The organism is Pontimicrobium sp. MEBiC06410 (genome assembly GCF_053601615.1).
The window spans coordinates 20,777-39,483 of sequence record NZ_JBSHNT010000140.1 but is presented as its reverse complement, the minus strand read 5'-3'; the positions used below and the strand labels follow the sequence as shown (position 1 = coordinate 39,483).

12 protein-coding genes are annotated in these 18,707 nt (G+C 33.0%); all 12 read left to right on the top strand.

Annotated elements, in window-relative coordinates; all coding sequences use genetic code 11:
- Window positions 1–10: 10 nt before the first annotated feature.
- The 12 genes from ACVC08_RS03955 (at window position 11) to ACVC08_RS03900 (ending at window position 18,626) form a co-directional block, all read left to right on the top strand.
- Window positions 11–1,894 carry an OmpA family protein gene (locus ACVC08_RS03955; RefSeq protein WP_452601073.1) on the top strand — a complete coding sequence of 628 codons (1,884 nt, stop codon included), beginning with the start codon at window positions 11–13 and terminating at the stop codon, window positions 1,892–1,894.
- A gap of 78 nt (window positions 1,895–1,972) precedes the next feature.
- The gene (gene ruvB, locus ACVC08_RS03950; RefSeq protein ID WP_452596946.1) at window positions 1,973–2,995 is read left to right on the top strand and encodes a Holliday junction branch migration DNA helicase RuvB; all 1,023 of its coding nucleotides are present in this window, start codon (window positions 1,973–1,975) and stop codon (window positions 2,993–2,995) included.
- 16 nt (window positions 2,996–3,011) lie between these two features.
- Window positions 3,012–4,337 (top strand): cytochrome P450, encoded by a 1,326-nt coding sequence (locus ACVC08_RS03945; protein WP_452601072.1) that lies wholly within the window; start codon window positions 3,012–3,014, stop codon window positions 4,335–4,337.
- A gap of 56 nt (window positions 4,338–4,393) precedes the next feature.
- Window positions 4,394–5,317, top strand: a complete 924-nt coding sequence (gene queG, locus ACVC08_RS03940; RefSeq protein WP_452601071.1) for a tRNA epoxyqueuosine(34) reductase QueG — start codon at window positions 4,394–4,396, stop codon at window positions 5,315–5,317.
- Window positions 5,318–5,518, top strand: coding sequence for a hypothetical protein (locus tag ACVC08_RS03935; protein WP_452596448.1), 201 nt, complete (start codon window positions 5,318–5,320; stop codon window positions 5,516–5,518).
- A gap of 211 nt (window positions 5,519–5,729) precedes the next feature.
- Complete coding sequence (locus ACVC08_RS03930; RefSeq protein ID WP_452601070.1) at window positions 5,730–8,003, top strand: NADP-dependent malic enzyme; 2,274 nt, start codon at window positions 5,730–5,732, stop codon at window positions 8,001–8,003.
- Window positions 8,004–8,237: 234 nt separating this feature from the next.
- Entirely contained in the window at window positions 8,238–8,819 is a 582-nt protein-coding gene (ruvA, locus tag ACVC08_RS03925) for a Holliday junction branch migration protein RuvA (protein WP_452598571.1), read from the top strand.
- Between the two features lie 6 nt (window positions 8,820–8,825).
- On the top strand, window positions 8,826–16,094 hold the full coding sequence (sov, locus tag ACVC08_RS03920; RefSeq protein WP_452601069.1) for a T9SS outer membrane translocon Sov/SprA: 7,269 nt from the start codon (window positions 8,826–8,828) through the stop codon (window positions 16,092–16,094).
- Between the two features lie 72 nt (window positions 16,095–16,166).
- Window positions 16,167–16,547 (top strand): glycine cleavage system protein GcvH, encoded by a 381-nt coding sequence (gcvH, locus tag ACVC08_RS03915; protein ID WP_452597935.1) that lies wholly within the window; start codon window positions 16,167–16,169, stop codon window positions 16,545–16,547.
- On the top strand, window positions 16,540–16,911 hold the full coding sequence (locus tag ACVC08_RS03910) for a VanZ family protein (RefSeq protein WP_452601068.1): 372 nt from the start codon (window positions 16,540–16,542) through the stop codon (window positions 16,909–16,911). The genes gcvH and ACVC08_RS03910 overlap by 8 nt, the downstream gene beginning before the upstream one ends.
- A 67-nt stretch (window positions 16,912–16,978) precedes the next feature.
- Entirely contained in the window at window positions 16,979–17,701 is a 723-nt protein-coding gene (locus tag ACVC08_RS03905; protein ID WP_452597933.1) for an energy transducer TonB, read from the top strand.
- Between the two features lie 118 nt (window positions 17,702–17,819).
- The gene (locus ACVC08_RS03900) at window positions 17,820–18,626 is read left to right on the top strand and encodes an energy transducer TonB (RefSeq protein WP_452601067.1); all 807 of its coding nucleotides are present in this window, start codon (window positions 17,820–17,822) and stop codon (window positions 18,624–18,626) included.
- Window positions 18,627–18,707 lie beyond the last annotated feature (81 nt).

Below are 18,707 nucleotides of genomic sequence, written 5' to 3'. Positions count from 1 at the left end.
AACGATAAAGATGAAAAAACAACTATACATATTGGCTAGCCTTATATTAGTTAGCACTGTAGCTTTAGCACAAAAAGGAAGCTTAAAAAGAGCAAATACACTTTTTGAAATGAAAGCTTACAAATCTGCAGCAGAGATATACGAAAATAAAGACCGAACACAAGACGTATTACAGAATCTTGCAGATAGTTATTACTATAACATGTCTATGCAAAAGGCAATTAAAACCTATAGAGAATTGTTTTTAACCTATGGAGACTCTATAGATATAGAATTTCATTTTAGATACGGACAAGCACTAAAAGGAGTTAAAAATTATAAAGAAGCAGATAAACAATTAAGCAGATATTATAACAAGAGAATCAATACACCTGCGTTTATTGCCAAATTAGAAAAAACAACACCACATACATTTAAAACAAAGCAATTAGAAAATAAAAATTCTAGTAGTGATTTTGGTTTATCCTTTTACGGAGATCGTGTAGCATTTGCATCAGGAAGAAATACAGAAAATCCAGCATTTGCATGGAACGATTTACCATATTTAGACCTGTATAGTGCTAAATTAACAAAAGATGGTGTATTAGAAGATGTACAACCGTTTCCAGAATCTATTAATACAGAATCTCATGAAAGTAACGCAACATTCACGAGAGACGGTAAAACCATGTATTTTAATAGAACCAATAAAGACCGCACAAAAACAGGAGAAAAGCGTATAGCACATATTAAAATATACAAAGCAGAATTAGTAGATGGCACATGGACAAACGTAACAGCACTACCATTTACCTCAAATGAATATAGTACAGAACACCCAGCACTAAGTAAAGATGAAAAAACTTTATACTTTGCAAGTGATATGCCAGGAACTTTAGGAAGCTTTGATATCTATAAAGTAGCTATAAATGATGATGGAACCTACGGAGAACCAGAAAACTTAGGAAGCAAAATAAATACTAAACATAGAGAACAGTTTCCTTTTATTAGTGATGTAGATGTACTCTATTTTGCCTCAAATGGACACCAAGGCTTTGGAGGCTTAGATGTATTTAGAAGCAATATGGTTAATGGTAATTTTGATACCCCTGTTAATTTAGGAAGCTCAATAAACAGTAGCATGGATGATTTTGCTTATGTAATTAGAGAAAAAGAGAATAAAGGCTATGTCTCATCAAACCGTTCAGGATTCGATAGATTATATGGTTATGCTAGAGAAGAAAATATATTAACTAAGTATTTGGTAGCAGGAATAGTACAAGATAAAAACAGTCAAGAGTTATTACCAGGATCATTAGTAACACTAATGGATGAAAGAGGAAATGTAATTCAAGACAGTATAGTTGGTGACGATGCAACCTATTTATTTAAAATAGAACCAAACAAAAAATATAAAGTTCGCGGTACACGTAAAGCTTACATTCCACAAGACGTAGAATTCTCTACAGATAGTAAAGGAAAAATAAACCATAACATCTACTTAATTTTAGAATCGTATGCAGATGCAGAAGCTAAAGTAAGAGAGAATGAAAAAGGAGAAGTACAAGTACAATTAGAAAAAATATTCTTCGATTTCGACAAATCTAATATCCGAGAAGATGCAGCTAAACAATTAGATGTTTTAGTAAGTTTGATGAAAAAGTATGAATACATGGAAATTGAAGTCTCTGCGCATACCGATGCTCGTGGTAATGATCAATACAATTTAGATTTATCTAAAGCACGTGCAGCGTCTACCTTAGAATATATTGTAAGTCAAGGTATAAATAGAAACCGATTAAGAAGCATAGGATATGGCGAATTACAACCATTAAACAAGTGTGATAAAGAAGGCATTTGTAGCGATGAAGAATATGACGTTAATAGACGTTGTGAGTTTAAAATTATAAACTAACTTACAGATAGCATTATTGTAATAATCAAAAGCCTTTCTTATTAAACAGAAAGGCTTTTTCTTTATCTTTGTTATAACATGAACGAGAATCTAGACCCAACAAATAATAATTTTTCATCAGAAGAATTTGATATAGAAAAAACATTAAGACCGTTATCTTTTGAAGACTTTACAGGACAAGATCAGGTATTAGAAAACCTTCAAATTTTTGTTCAGGCAGCAAATCAAAGAGATGAAGCGTTAGATCATACCCTATTTCATGGCCCTCCAGGATTAGGAAAAACCACCTTGGCAAACATTCTGGCTAATGAGTTAGGAGTAGGTATTAAAATTACCTCAGGCCCTGTTTTAGACAAGCCAGGAGACTTAGCAGGATTGCTAACAAATCTAGACGATAGAGATGTATTGTTTATAGACGAAATCCATAGATTAAGCCCTATAGTAGAAGAATACCTGTATTCGGCTATGGAAGATTATAAAATTGATATCATGATTGAGTCTGGACCCAATGCTAGAACCGTTCAAATAAACTTAAACCCATTTACATTAGTAGGAGCAACAACACGTTCAGGCTTATTAACGGCACCAATGCGTGCGCGATTTGGAATACAAAGCAGGCTACAATACTATAATACAGAATTATTATCTACAATTATACAACGTAGTGCAAACATTTTAAATGTACCAATCTCTATGGAAGCAGCAATAGAAATTGCAGGAAGAAGTAGAGGAACACCAAGAATAGCAAATGCCTTATTACGTCGTGTTAGAGATTTTGCGCAAATAAAAGGTAACGGAACCATAGATATAGCTATAGCTAAATTTGGATTAGAAGCCTTACATGTAGACGCCTATGGTTTGGACGAAATGGATAATAAAATACTATCTACAATAATAGATAAGTTTAAAGGCGGACCTGTAGGTATAAGTACTATTGCAACAGCAGTAAGTGAAAGCCCAGAAACAGTAGAAGAAGTATATGAGCCTTTTTTAATACAACAAGGGTTTTTAATGCGAACACCCAGAGGTAGAGAAGTAACAGAATTAGCATATAAACATTTAGGGAAAATAAAAGGACCAATACAAGGCGGATTATTTTAAAATAGAAAACGCATTAATGGAGGAGAAAAAAGAAATACCTAAAGTGCCTTTGTTTCAGTTTATAAAACATTCGGCAAATATTTTAAAAAACCCATTACCATTTCACCATAAAAATTTTGAAGCACATGGCGATATTTTTACCTTAAAAATAGGCCTGAAATCTAGAATTTATTTTTCTAGAGACGCAGCATTTGCACAATACGTACTTCAGAAAAACCAAAAAAACTATGTTAAATCTAAAATTCAAACAGAAGATTTAGTAAAATACGTTGGAAGAGGTTTATTAACATCCGAAGGCGAATTATGGAAAAAGCAACGTAAATTAATTCAACCCGCCTTTCATAAAAAACAATTAGAGAATTTACTAGAAGCCATGCAAAAGGCAATTCTTTTAGAATATGAAAGAATAACGCCAGAACAACCTATAGATATCTTCCCAATATTAAACGATCTAGCGTTTCAAACCGTAGTAAAATCGCTATTTAGTAGCGCAGCAACTGCCGAAGAAATAAATCGATTGCAAGAAATAACAGAGTCTAGCCAACGCATGTTAATTAAAGAGTTACGACAACCCTATTTAGGATGGTGGTTTAAATCTAGCGGTATTTTAAAAAAGCATTTAGAAGAGAGCGAAGAAGCCAGATCTATTTTAAAAAATATAGCAAACGCACGTAAAGCATCAAGAGTAAAACAAAACGATTTACTAGACATGTTGTTGGATGCCAAATACGAAGACGGAAGCACAATGGACGAGGAACAATTAATAGATGAAATATTAATTCTTTTTACTGCGGGACACGAAACCACATCGAATGCATTAACCTTTACCTTTCAATTACTAGCAAAACACCCCGAATGGCAAGACAAAATATATAAGGAAGCAAAAGCAAATGAAGAATTAGATTTAATGCAACAAGTCACTACTTTTAAAAATACACAACAAGTTATAGAAGAAAGTATGAGATTGTATCCGCCAGTGTACTTTTTAGACCGAGTAAATAAAACACCAGACACTTTTAATGGTATGGAATTTCCAGCAGGTTGTAACTTACTCTTTTCGGTATTCGAAATACATAGACATAAGAAACTATGGGATAAGCCAGAAGCATTTTTACCAGAACGTTTTGGAGAAGGAGGACGTAAATTCTCGGCATTCTATTTCCCTTTCGGAGCTGGCCCAAGAAAATGCATAGGAAATAATTTTGCCATGTTCGAAATGATAATTGCTGTGTTTAAATTAGTAAGTAAGTATAAAATCGTTGCTGAATTTGATGAGATAGAAATTATACCTTTAATTACGCTAAAGCCTAAAAATGCAATTTTAAGATTTGAAAAACGATAAACCTACACTCTAATAAATAAAACCTAAAATAGAAGAAGCTATAAAGGCCATTAAAAATGAAGCCAAAAGCAAAACATACCAGCCTTATAAAAACTGAAGCCAAGCGTTTGGGGTTTTTATCCTGTGGTATTAGCAAAGCTGAGTTTTTAGAAAAAGAAGCACCACGATTAGAGCAATGGTTAAACAATAATATGCATGGAGAAATGCGCTATATGGAAAACCATTTCGATAAGCGATTAGACCCAACAAAACTAGTAGAAGACTCTAAAAGTGTAATATCATTATTATTAAACTACTATCCGCAAGAAACCCAAACAGAAAATACCTTTAAGATTTCTAAATATGCTTATGGTAACGATTACCACCATATTATAAAAAGTAAACTAAAAGATTTAACCCATTTTATACAAGATGAAATAGGAGCAGTGAGTGGCCGCGCCTTTGTAGACTCAGCGCCAGTATTAGATAAAGCTTGGGCAGCAAAATCTGGATTAGGTTGGATAGGCAAACATAGTAACCTGTTAACACAACAAGTAGGATCTTTTTATTTTATAGCAGAGTTAATTATAGATTTAGAATTAGAATACGACACCATTACAACAGACCATTGTGGTACATGTACCAAATGTATAGATGCTTGCCCAACACAAGCCATTGTAGAACCGTATGTGGTAGATGGGAGCAAATGTATTTCGTATTTTACTATAGAACTTAAAGACCAATTGCCAAACTCTATGAAAGGACAGTTTGATGATTGGATGTTTGGCTGCGATGTCTGTCAAGACGTCTGTCCATGGAATAGGTTCTCTAAAGCCCATAACGAACCCTTGTTTAATCCGCACCCAGAACTGCTAGAGATGACCAAAAAAGATTGGGAAGAAATTACCGAAGATGTATTTAAAAAAGTATTTCAAAAATCGGCAGTAAAGCGAACTAAATTTTCTGGATTAAAACGTAATATCAATTTTTTAAAAGACTAGATGCATTGTCTATTAATCTACATAGAGTGGGAATTCTTTATATCTCCAATATTTGGTGCTATACTAGCTTTAATCGTTGCATTGTTAGAACCTGTATTTATTAAAGATGATGACTCTAGTTTTAAAGAGCGTTTCCATAAATATGGAAAACTATTCATACTAATAACAATGATACTAACGGTGTTTAATAAAATGCTATAACTTATTTTAAGTGCAAATTATTAGTTAATAGGTTTGTTTTAAGGTTTTTAACATAAATCCTATAGAAGTTTATAAAACATTAAATATTTTTTTTGGTAAAAAAATCTAGAATTTTAAAGAGGATAAAATTATATCAGTCTATAATTTTTTTTACTAAAATCTTTTCTATTAAAAGCCTACATTTGTAAGTCAGAGTAAAATCATACCATATATGAGTAAACAGAGCAAGAGAAGAGAAGCTTTAGTATATCATGCTAAGCCAACACCAGGAAAAATAAAGGTAGTACCTACCAAAAAGTACGCCACGCAAAGAGATTTAGCTTTAGCCTATTCGCCAGGAGTTGCAGAACCTTGTTTAGAAATAGAAAAGGACATTAATAATGCCTATAAGTATACAGCAAAAGGAAACTTAGTAGCTGTAATATCTAACGGTACAGCTGTCTTAGGATTAGGAAACATCGGGCCAGAAGCCTCTAAACCAGTAATGGAAGGTAAAGGACTATTATTTAAAATATTTGCAGATATAGATGTTTTCGATATAGAAGTAGATACGGAGAATATAGAAGAGTTTATACAAACCGTTAAAATGATTGCTCCAACTTTTGGAGGAATAAATCTTGAAGATATAAAAGCTCCAGAAGCATTTGAAATAGAGACGCGTTTAAAGGAAGAGTTAAATATTCCTGTAATGCACGATGACCAACATGGAACAGCAATTATATCTGCAGCAGCATTAATTAATGCATTAGAAATTGCAGAAAAGAAAATTGAGGATGTTAAAATTGTTGTAAGTGGTGCAGGAGCAGCAGCAATTTCTTGTACAAGGTTATATTTAGCATGTGGAGCAAAACGCGAAAATGTAGTTATGCTAGATAGTCGTGGAGTTATTAGAGACGATAGAGAGAATTTAACCTCACAAAAGGCAGAGTTTGCATCGCATAGAAGAATAGACACATTAGAAGAAGCCATGCAAGATGCAGATGTGTTTATAGGATTATCTAAAGCAGATATAGTTACAACAAATATGTTAAAAACTATGGCAAATAACCCTATCGTTTTTGCAATGGCTAACCCAGACCCTGAAATTAATTACGATGTTGCAATAACAACCCGTAAAGATATTATTATGGCTACAGGTAGAAGCGACCACCCTAACCAAGTAAACAATGTTTTAGGGTTTCCTTTTATTTTTAGAGGCGCATTAGATGTTAGAGCAACAGGAATTAACGAAGCTATGAAAATGGCAGCAGTAAAAGCCTTAGCAAGTCTAGCAAAAGAACCAGTTCCAGAACAAGTAAACATTGCATATGGAGAAACAAGGTTAACATTTGGAAGAGATTATATTATTCCAAAACCATTCGATCCGCGTTTAATTGCAGAAGTACCACCAGCAGTAGCAAAAGCAGCTATGGAAAGCGGAATTGCAAAAGAGCCAATAACAGATTGGGAAAAGTATAAAGATGCTTTAATGGAACGTTTAGGGTCCGACAATAAAATCGTTAGACTTTTAATGAATAGAGCACGAATAAATCCAAAACGTGTGGTTTTTGCAGAAGCAGATCATTTAGATGTGTTAAAGGCTGCGCAAATTGTGCATGATGATGGTGTGGCTATCCCAATTTTATTAGGCCGTAAAGAAGAAATAGAACGCCTAAAAGAAGAAATAGAATTCGATGCAGATGTACTTATTATAGACCCAAAAACAGACGAACAAGAAGCCAAGAGAAACGAATATGCCGAAGTCTATTGGGAGCAACGTAAAAGAAGAGGTGTAACTTTATTTGAAGCGCAGAAATTAATGAGAGAGCGTAATTTCTATGCCGCAATGATGGTTAATGAAGGAGATGCAGATGCATTAATTTCTGGTTATTCTCGTAGCTACCCAAGTGTAGTAAAACCAATGTTAGAACTTATAGGCTTAGCTCCAGGATCTACACGAATAGCAACTACAAATGTAATGATGACCCAACGTGGGCCAATGTTTTTAAGTGATACCTCTATAAATATAAACCCAGAAGCAAAAGATTTAATTAAAATAGCACAGATGACCTCTGGTGTTGTAAAAATGTTTGGTTTAGAGCCAGTTATGGCTATGACTTCGTATTCTAACTTTGGATCATCTAAAGACCAAACAGCAACTAAAGTAAGAGAAGCCGTTTCATACCTGCATAAAAGACATCCAAACTTATTAGTAGATGGAGAATTACAAACCGATTTTGCATTAAACCGAGAAATGTTACAAGCAAAATTCCCATTCTCTAAATTAGCAGGCAAAAAAGTGAATACACTAATATTTCCAAATTTAGAATCTGCAAACATTACGTATAAACTTATAAAGGAGCTTAATGGCTCAGAATCTATAGGGCCAATAATGATGGGAATGAAAAAACCAGTTCATATTCTTCAACTAGGCGCAAGTGTAGACGAAATGGTAAATATGACAGCGATAGCAGTAATAGATGCACAACAAAAAGAGAAAAAATAAGACTCTAAATAATGATACCCTAAAAAAGCGATGCTAGAAATAGTGTCGCTTTTTTATTTAGTACTTTTTATTAAATATAAATTTATATCTAAATTTAATAAAATATATTACTTATAAAAACTGCATAATAACAGCAAAATAGGGCGATAAACGGTAATATGTATTACATTTTATTTTATTAACTCTAAATAAAAAAAAATGTGTAGTTTTGGTAGTTTAATAAGACATTAATAAATGATCACACATATACAAGGGAAATTGGTTGAGAAAAACCCAACCGATGTTGTTATAGATTGTAACGGAGTAGGTTACCTAATTAATATTTCCCTGCATACATTCTCTCAAATCCCTAATGAAGAGCATTTAAAATTATACACCCATCTTCAAGTTAAAGAAGATGCACATAGTTTATATGGTTTTGCCTCTAAAGGAGAACGCGATGTGTTTAGGTTATTAATATCTGTAAGTGGAATTGGCACTAATACAGCAAGAACAATGTTATCGTCTCTAACCCCAAAACAAGTTAAAGAAGGTATTGCTACAGAAGATGTCGCTTTAATTCAATCAGTAAAAGGTATTGGACTTAAAACGGCACAACGCGTTATTATAGATTTAAAAGATAAAATCATTAAAATCTACGATATAGACGAAGTTTCTGTTAATAAAAGCAATACTAATAAAGATGAAGCGTTATCAGCATTAGAAGTTCTTGGTTTTGCAAAAAAACAGGCCGAAAAAGTGGTCGAAAAAATAGTAGCAGCAGAACCAGAAGCCAACGTAGAAACTATAATCAAACTAGCTTTAAAAAATTTATAATAGATTTTGAATACAATCAATATACACTTTCAGAAATCCATTAAAGAGTACATTCTATTAATCTCAGCGCTATTACTTTCTTTTACCGCATTGGCTCAAGATCCAGATCCTACAGTCGTTCAAGATTCTGTTAAAACAGGATTTAGCTTAGGAACTTTGCAAATGCCAAACCCTAATAGCATACAATCTAAATACACTTACGACCCTAAAATAGATAGATACATTTACACTGAGAGTGTTGGGAGTTTTAATATAAATTACCCAATAATATTAACACCGCAAGAATATCAAGATTTAGTACTTAAAGAAAATTTAAAATCCTACTATAAAGACAAAATAGATGCTTACGATGGTAAGAAAGAAGGAGCAGAGGAGCAAAAGAAAAACTTAATCCCAGAATTTTATGTTAATTCAGATTTCTTTACTAGCATATTTGGAGAAGGACCAATATCTATTGTACCACAAGGTTCTTTAGAAATGGATTTAGGTATTTTGCATACCAAGCAAGATAATCCATCATTTTCACCTAGAAACAGGAGTAATTTTACTTTCGATTTCGATCAGCGAATCAGTTTAAGCTTACTAGGTAAGGTAGGATCTAGGTTACAAGTTACGGCAAATTACGACACAGAATCTACTTTCGATTTTCAGAATTTAATAAAATTAGAATATACACCAACAGAAGATGATATTATTCAAAAAATAGAAGTCGGTAATGTAAACATGCCATTAAACAGTTCGTTAATCTCTGGAGCACAAAGTTTATTTGGAGTAAAAACAGAATTAAGATTTGGTAAAACAACAATAACAGGAGTGTTTTCTGAGCAAAAATCCGATACAAGATCAGTTGTAGCTCAAGGAGGAGGAACATTAGATGAGTTCGATTTCTTTATTAGAGATTATGATGAAAACAGACACTTTTTCTTAGCACAATACTTTAGGCAGAATTACGATAGAGCTTTAGAAAACTATCCGTTTATAAATACAAATGTACAAATAACAAGAGCAGAAGTCTGGATAACAAATAGAAGTAACAGAACAGAGAATGTAAGAAATATTGTTGCGTTACAAGATTTAGGAGAATCTGAAATTATTGGAAATGCAGGAGTACAAGTAACAGCAGGCCCAGGAGCATTTCCAGATAACGGAAACAACAGATTAGACCCAACAAATATTGGCGGGCCAGGAGCACAAATAACAAATGCTATTAGAGATATTGCAACTGTAGAACAAGGTATAACAATACCAAGTTTTAATGAAGGGTTCGATTATGCTAAATTAGAAAATTCAAGAAAACTTACAGAAGGGCAAGAATACCAATTAAATACACAATTAGGGTACATCTCTTTAAACCAACGTTTAAATAACGATGAGGTATTAGCAGTAGCATTCCAATTTACAGTAGGAGGCCAAGTATACCAAGTAGGAGAATTTGCAAACGATGGTATAGGAGCTACAGATGTAGAAACAAATACAAATGGAGAAGTAACTAATGTAACTAATAATAACTTAATTCTTAAGTTACTTAAAAGTAGTATAACAAGTGTCTCACAACCTATTTGGGACTTAATGATGAAAAACATCTACGACACCGGAGCATACCAATTAAGTCAAGAAGATTTTAAGCTGAACATTTTTTATAACGAAGCAGCACCATTAAATTACATTACACCAGTAGAAGGAACACCATTTGGAGTAGACTTTAATGGAAACCCAATAGAAGAAACGACATTATTACGATTATTCAATCTAGATAGATTAAACTTTAATAACGATCCCCAAGCCAATGGAGATGGATTTTTCGATTTCGTTCCAGGTATTACAGTAATCCCACAAAACGGAAAAATAGTATTCACAAAAGTGGAGCCTTTTGGACGTTACCTATTCGATGTGTTAGATAACGATAATAACTCGGGTAACAATGAAGCAGACTATGAAGCAGATGTGTATGCTAACGCCAATCAAGAAAAATATGTATACGATTTATTATATAAGGCTACAAAAACAGCAGCGTTAGATGAGATAGAAAAGAATAAATTTCAAATAAAAGGACGCTATAAATCTTCAGGAGGAGAAGGCATTCCTATAGGAGGATTTAATGTGCCAAGAGGCTCTGTAAAAGTAACAGCAGGAGGAAGAGTATTAGTAGAAGGTGTAGATTATACTGTAAACTATGAATTAGGGCGTGTACAAATTTTAGATGAAGCTTTAAAAGCATCTAACACACCAATTGAGGTAACTACAGAAAACAACTCAATATTTGGTCAGCAAACAAAAAGATTTACAGGAATAAATGTAGAGCATGAATTTAATGAAAACTTTGTATTAGGCGCTACATACATTAACCTAAATGAAAGACCAATAACACAAAAAGCAAACTTTAACAGCGAACCTATAAATAATACCATATTAGGATTCAATGGAAATTACTCTACAGAAGTTCCGTTTTTTACAAGATTAGCCAATAAACTACCAAATGTAGATACAGATGCACCATCTAACCTTTCGGTAAGAGGAGAGTTTGCATATTTGTTACCAGGAGCACCAAAAGGAACAAACTTTAATGGAGAAGCAACAGCTTATGTTGACGACTTTGAAGGCTCGCAAAATGGAGTAGATTTAAAAGCGCCTCAAGCTTGGTTTTTATCAAGTAGACCAAAAGATTTAGGGAGAATATATACAGATGTAGCTGAGGGAGAAGATGAAAATGGAATCCAAAATGGTTACGATAGAGCCTTGTTAAACTGGTATACTATCGATCCTATTTTTTATAGCAATCAAAGACCAAGTGGTATTAGTGATGATGATGTTTCAGGAATTTATACCTCAAGAGTTTTTGTAAACGAATTATTTCCAGAACAAGATATTGCTCAAGGGCAGACATCGGTTATTAATACACTAGATTTAGCCTACTATCCAGAAGAAAGAGGGCCGTATAACTTTAAACCAGGATCAGAAGATAATATTAATGATAACCCGTTAGATAGTTGGGCGGGTATAACAAGACAATTAACCTCTACAGATTTCGAACAATCTAATGTAGAATATATAGAATTTTGGTTACAAGATCCATTCCAAGAAAATGCATTAAACCCAGGAGGGAAATTAGTTTTTAACTTAGGAAATATTTCTGAAGATGTATTAAAAGACGGTAGGAAATTATACGAAAACGGATTACCACAAGATGGTAATATTTCGCTATTACAAGGCGCATCAAATACCAATGGGTGGAATCAACAAACAGTAGTACCACAAAATCAAGCCCTAATTTATGCGTTCGATACAACAGGACAAGAAAGAATCAATCAAGATGTTGGTTATGATGGATTAGACGATGTTGAAGAAGTTGCTATTTCACCGTTATATAGTGGCGTAGCCGATCCAGCAAATGATAACTACCAATACTATATAAGTGCAGAAGGAAACCTATTCGATCGTTATAAAAAGTATAACAATGTAGAAGGAAACTCTCCAGACACCTTTAGTAATACAGATAGAGGATCTACGACTGTCCCTGATGTGGAAGATATTAATCGTGACAATACGATGAATACAATTGATAGTTATTTTGAATATGAATTAGAGATAACACCACAAAACTTACCAGAAAACTTAAATGCGATTACATCTACTAATCCAATAGGTAGCTTTATTAGAGATATTAAAACCAGACCAAGAGCATTAGCAAATGGAGATACAGAGCAAATACGCTGGTATCAGTTTAGAATTCCAGTACAAGGAGACCATGTAGAAGCCGTTAATGGTATTACCGATTTACGTTCTATACGTTTTGCACGTATGTATTTAAAAGAGTTTTCAGAAAGTACAGTATTCCGTTTTGGTACTTTAGATTTAGTAAGAAGCGATTGGAGACGCTATACATTAGCATTAGATGACGAAACAGGCCCAGCAGCAGACGATCCACAAACAGAATTTTCTGTAGGAGTTATTAGCACGTTAGAAAACGATGGTAGTTATGCATCACCTCCAGGTGTTGTGCCAGAGCAATTAAATAATAATAATACCATTATAGACCAAAATGAGCAAGCCTTAGTAGTCAACGTTTGCGATTTAGAACCAGAAGATTCCAGAGCTGTATTTAAAAACATTAACGTAGATATGCGACAATATAAGCGCTTACGTATGTTTATGCATGCAGGAGAAGGAGATACCCCAGGACTATCAGATGGAGACTTAGTAGGTTTTATTAGAATGGGTAACGATTTAACGCAAAACTACTACCAAATAGAAGTGCCATTACAAGTATCTACTAGTAATTCCTCTGAAGGCTTGTGGCCATCAGCAAACGAAATAAACTTAGAGTTAGAATTATTACAAAAAATAAAATCTATAGGTATTAGTAATGGAGCCCTAACAGATCTTGATGCAACGTTTTATGACGTAGTGGGTGGAGAAGTAGTGCCAATTACAGGAGATGAATTTTCTAACTATGTAACAGGACAACAACGTGTAGCAATAAAAGGTAACCCAAATTTTGGAGATATTAGAACCCTAATGGTAGGTGTTAAAAATGCAAGAGGATTTGATGTTTGTGGAGAAGTTTGGTATAACGAATTGCGTTTATCTGAGATGGATAACGAAGGCGGTTGGGCAGCAGTATTAAGTCTAGATACAAATTTTGCAGACTTTGCAAATGTAAGCGCTACAGGACGTATGAGTACTTCAGGATTTGGCTCTGTAGACCAAGGACCAAACGAGAGGAGTCGTGAAGACGTAAAACAATATGATGTTGTTACTAATGTTAATATCGGGCAATTATTACCAAAAAAATGGGGCTTACAAATACCATTTAATTATGGGCAGTCTGAAGAATTAATAACACCAAAATTCGATCAACAATATAAAGATATTGAGTTGCAAACACGTTTAGATGCAGCTACAGATGCAGAAGACCGTAAACGTATTAAAGAGAATTCTGAAGATTATACTATGCGAAAAAGTATAAACTTTATAGGCGTTAGAAAAACGAGAACAGGAGATTCTAAACCTCGATTCTACGATGCAGAGAATTTAACATTAAATTACTCGTATAATAAAGTGGAACACCGTGATTTTGAAATTGAACGCTCTATAGATAAACAAGTACGAGCAGGTGTTAATTATGCCTATAGTTTTCAGCCAAAAGTAATAGAGCCATTCAAGAAAAACGATTCGTTGTTTACAGGCAAGTATTGGAAATTATTAAAAGATTTTAACGTAAACTTATTACCATCTAGCATAGCCTTTAATACAGATTTAAACAGGCAGTTTAACAGACAACGTTTTAGAGATGTAGAATTAGGAGGTAATAATATTGGTTTAGAAGAACTGTTTAGAAGAAACTATACTTTCGATTACCAGTATAACGTTAATTGGAATTTAACCAATGCACTATCATTTAACTTTGCGACATCAAAAAATAATATTGTAAGAAATTATTTTAAAGACAATATCATTAATGGAGAACAAGACCCATCGTTAGACGTTTGGGATGGATTCTTCGATTTTGGTGATCCAAACAGACAAAGTCAACAATTAGGAATAAACTACGAAATACCATTAAGCAAAATACCAACATTAAGTTTCTTAAAAGCTACCTATGCCTATACAGGACAATTTCAATGGCAAAAAGGATCAGATTTATTTGGAGAATTAGTTGCAGATGATGGATTAACTTACGATTTAGGAAACTCAATATCTAATGGAAATACACACAATATAAATTCAACTTTGGACATGAATAAGTTGTATAAGTATATTGGGTTAACAAAGAAAAGAAAATCTAAAAAAGGCAATAAAGTAAGCCGTGCAGATAGAAATATTGGTGCACCGCCAGGAGGTAAAAAACAAATAGCAGATAAAGGCGGTAAGCCAGCTGCTAAGAAAAGTAAGGGCGTAGGAAGAAAATTAGCCAATATTGGAATCGATATAATAACAAGTGTAAAACGTATACAAGTTAATTATGCAGAAACTAATGGAACATTCTTACCTGGATACTTACAAACACCAGGATTTTTAGGGACATTAAAACCAACCACAGGATATACTTTTGGAAGCCAGAGAGATATTAGAGCTTTAGCAGCAAGAAACGGGTGGATAACAAATTTTCAAGAATTTAATCAACAATACACACAAAACCAAACCAAACAATTAGATATCTCTGCTAATTTAGAACCTATTAAAGACTTAAAAATAGATCTCGTGGGTTCTAGAATTTATGCTAAAAATTATACAGAGAACTTTAGAGTAGAAGATGGTACATATAGATCTTTAACACCAAATGCTTTTGGAAACTTTAATATTTCAACATTTACATTGCCTACTGCATTTAGTAAGAGTGATGAAATAAGTTCCGCAGCCTTTAATGATTTTAAAGAGAATAGGTTAACCATAGCTAGACGATTAGCACAAGAAAAAGGGGCAAATGTTAATGATGTAGATGCCGATGGTTTTCCAAGAGGCTTTGGTAAAACAAGTCAAGCCGTATTGCTGCCAGCCTTTGTAAGCGCATATACAGGGCAAAATGCAGAAAAAACAAAATTGGGAGCCTTACGTAACATTCCTATTCCTAACTGGGATTTAAAATATACAGGTTTAATGAAATTAAAATGGTTTAAAAAACGATTTAAACGTTTTTCTATAACACATGGATACCGCTCTAATTATACAATAAACCAGTTTAGAACTAACTTAGACTATAATGGAATTGATTATACTATAGATTACGATTCCCAACCAGCAGACGATTTAGATCAAGCAGGAAACTATAAAAACGAAAACCTATACAGTAATGTTAGTCTTACAGAAATGTTTAGTCCATTAGTAAGGCTAGATTTCGAGATGAAAAATTCTGTAAAAATATTAACAGAAATTAGAAAAGACAGACAATTGTCTTTAAGTTTCGATAATAACTTAATGACAGAAGTTCAAGGAAAAGAATATATTATTGGATTAGGATACAAATTTAAAGATGTAAAAATAAAATCTAAACTTGCAGGGCCTAGAAAACGAATAGTTAGTGATTTAAACATGGAAATGGATGTGTCTGTAAGAGATAATAAAACTATTATACGATATTTAGACTTAGATAATAACCAAGTAACCAGCGGGCAAACGGTGTGGAGTTTAAAGTATAAAGCAGATTATGCATTTAGTAAAAACCTAACAGGAATATTTTATTTTGATTATACCTTCTCTGAATATGCTATTTCTACAGCATTTCCTCAAACAACAATACGATCTGGTTTAACTTTAAGGTATAATTTTGGGAATTAATACTAGTATAAAATAGTGTTTGAAATAACAAACTGATTAGATATATTTGTAGAAATTATATAAAACACAACAATGAATATTCCAGCTGAATTAAAGTACACCAAAGACCACGAGTGGGTTAAAATAGAAGACGATACAATAACTGTAGGTATTACAGATTTTGCTCAAAGCGAGCTAGGAGACATCGTATATGTTGAAGTAGAAACAGTAGATGAAACACTAGAAGCAGATGAGGTATTTGGAACCGTTGAAGCTGTAAAAACAGTTTCAGATTTATTTTTACCAGTTTCAGGTGAAATAATTGAGTTTAATGAAGCTTTAGAAGATGAACCAGAAAAAGTAAATACAGATCCTTATGGAGACGGTTGGATGGTAAAAGTAAAATTCTCTGATGCCTCTCAACTAGAAAACTTATTATCTGCAGAAGATTATAAAGAACTTATTGGTGCTTAAAAAGCTAATATTACCTATAAGTGTTGCTTATACCATAACACTTGCAGTATTAAGTTTAATAAAAGTAAATAAGGTAACCTCAGAATTACCAACCAATAGTGATAAAATATTTCATGCACTAGCATATGCAATATTTACTGCACTTTGGTTTCTTTCATTTTATTATAAAATTAAATTAAAGAAAATAAAAGCATTAGTTTTTAGCTTTTTGTTTTCATCCGTATTTGGCATAATTATTGAACTACTACAAGGTAGTTTAACAAAGAATAGAGAAGCAGATTTATTTGATGTTATTGCAAATACAACAGGAACACTAATAGCAATGATAATTATAACGATCGTTTTAAGAGGTGTTAAAAAATAATAATAGCTTGCTTTTTTAACAAATAAATAGTTATTTTAGCAACTAGAGTGTAAACAAATATTAATTTATGGAACTTAAGAAAAATCCAAAATCAAACGTAGGCCGTAACAGTGCACTGTACTTTGCCGTTGGATTAGCATTAATGTTATTTTTAACAAATTATGCTATCAACTACAAAACTTACGATGAAGAAATCGTAGAAAATCAGTACTCTTTAGGTGAAGAAGAATTAGAAGAGGAAATCCCAATTACTAATACAGCACCGCCACCACCGCCACCGCCACCACCGCCACCAGCACCAGAAGTTATTGAGGTCGTTGAAGATGAAGTGGAAATAGAAGAAACAGTATTAGAATCTACCGAGACAACACAAGAAGAAGAAATTGTTGAAGTAGAAGAAGTAGAAGTAGAAGAAGTAGAAGAGGATGTAGAAGTTGCCTTTGCTGTAATTGAAAATGTTCCAGTTTTTCCAGGATGTGAAAGTGGAAACAATGAAGCTAAGAAAAAATGTATGAACGAAAAAATGGCAAAATTTGTTAGAAAAAAGTTTAATACAGATTTAGCTCAAGATTTAGGTTTACCTCCAGGAAACAAAAAAATTAGTGTATTCTTTAAAATCGATAAAACAGGTCAAATAGTAGATGTAAAAGCTAGAGCACCACACCCAAGATTAGAAAAAGAAGCAAAACGTATTGTAAACTTATTGCCAAAAATGAAGCCAGGAATGCAGAGAGGAAAAGCGGTAAGAGTACCATATTATTTACCTATTAAGTTCCAAGTACAGGATTAATTATAAGACCTGTATTTAAATAAATTAAAATCCCGTTACAAATTTGTAACGGGATTTTTTTGTTTGGTACGCTTATTGTGAACTACTCATAATATTAACATATAAACTTTTAATTATTATGAAACAATCTAACGAAAGCCACGGAGTCGTTCGCCAAAACGACAAAACCGTGCAAAAATCACAAAAGCATGATGCAAATTTACGAAAAAACTCAACGCTTTACTTTCAAATAGGTTTAATAATGTGCCTTTTGGCTAGTTACACAGCTTTAGAAATGAGTTTTGCTACAGCTAGTGATGATATAGTAATGGCTCCTACAGATGAAGCTGATAATATTTATTACCCTGAAGACAAAAACTACATCGTAGAGGAAGAACTTAAACCAAAAGAAGAAGTTGTTGTAAAAAAGAAGAAAATCATTCATAAAATTGAGATTACAGAAAAGGAAGATATAGAGGAAGCTGAAAAAGATTTAGATTTAACAGTAGAACCAGAAACAGTATCTAAAGACCCTGTACTATCTGAAGATGATGATATACTTGATGTGCAGCCAATAGATGATCCTGTAAACATCATGGCAGTACAAAAAGTGCCAATTTATCCAGGTTGCGAAAAAGCAAAAAACAATAACGAACGTAGAAAATGTATGTCTGATAAATTAAAGAAACTAATAAGTAAAAAGTTTGATTCAGACCTAGGAGCAGAATTAGGTTTAAGTGGGAAACAAAAAATCTACGTAAGCTTTAAAATAAATAAAGCAGGAAATGTAGAAATATTAAAAACAAAAGGAACACACATTAGATTAGAAAAGGAAGCAAGAAGAGTGGTGGAAAAAGTGCCAACAATGCAACCAGGTAAAAATAATGATGAGCCAGTAGAAGTACTTTATAATTTACCAATTACTTTAAACGTTCAAAATTATTAAGCCTTTTTATAAAAAATAATTTATAGCCGTTATCGACCTAAACGATAACGGCTTTTTAGATTTTTTCATTCTTAAAAAAAC

Coding starts and splice junctions, on each gene's coding strand:
- gcvH (WP_452597935.1), top strand. CDS start 16,167: ATGAATATTCCAGCTGAATTAAAGTACACCAAAGACCACGAGTGGGTT.
- ACVC08_RS03955 (WP_452601073.1), top strand. CDS start 11: ATGAAAAAACAACTATACATATTGGCTAGCCTTATATTAGTTAGCACT.
- ACVC08_RS03900 (WP_452601067.1), top strand. CDS start 17,820: ATGAAACAATCTAACGAAAGCCACGGAGTCGTTCGCCAAAACGACAAA.
- ACVC08_RS03945 (WP_452601072.1), top strand. CDS start 3,012: ATGGAGGAGAAAAAAGAAATACCTAAAGTGCCTTTGTTTCAGTTTATA.
- ACVC08_RS03930 (WP_452601070.1), top strand. CDS start 5,730: ATGAGTAAACAGAGCAAGAGAAGAGAAGCTTTAGTATATCATGCTAAG.
- ruvB (WP_452596946.1), top strand. CDS start 1,973: ATGAACGAGAATCTAGACCCAACAAATAATAATTTTTCATCAGAAGAA.
- ACVC08_RS03935 (WP_452596448.1), top strand. CDS start 5,318: ATGCATTGTCTATTAATCTACATAGAGTGGGAATTCTTTATATCTCCA.
- queG (WP_452601071.1), top strand. CDS start 4,394: ATGAAGCCAAAAGCAAAACATACCAGCCTTATAAAAACTGAAGCCAAG.
- ACVC08_RS03905 (WP_452597933.1), top strand. CDS start 16,979: ATGGAACTTAAGAAAAATCCAAAATCAAACGTAGGCCGTAACAGTGCA.
- ruvA (WP_452598571.1), top strand. CDS start 8,238: ATGATCACACATATACAAGGGAAATTGGTTGAGAAAAACCCAACCGAT.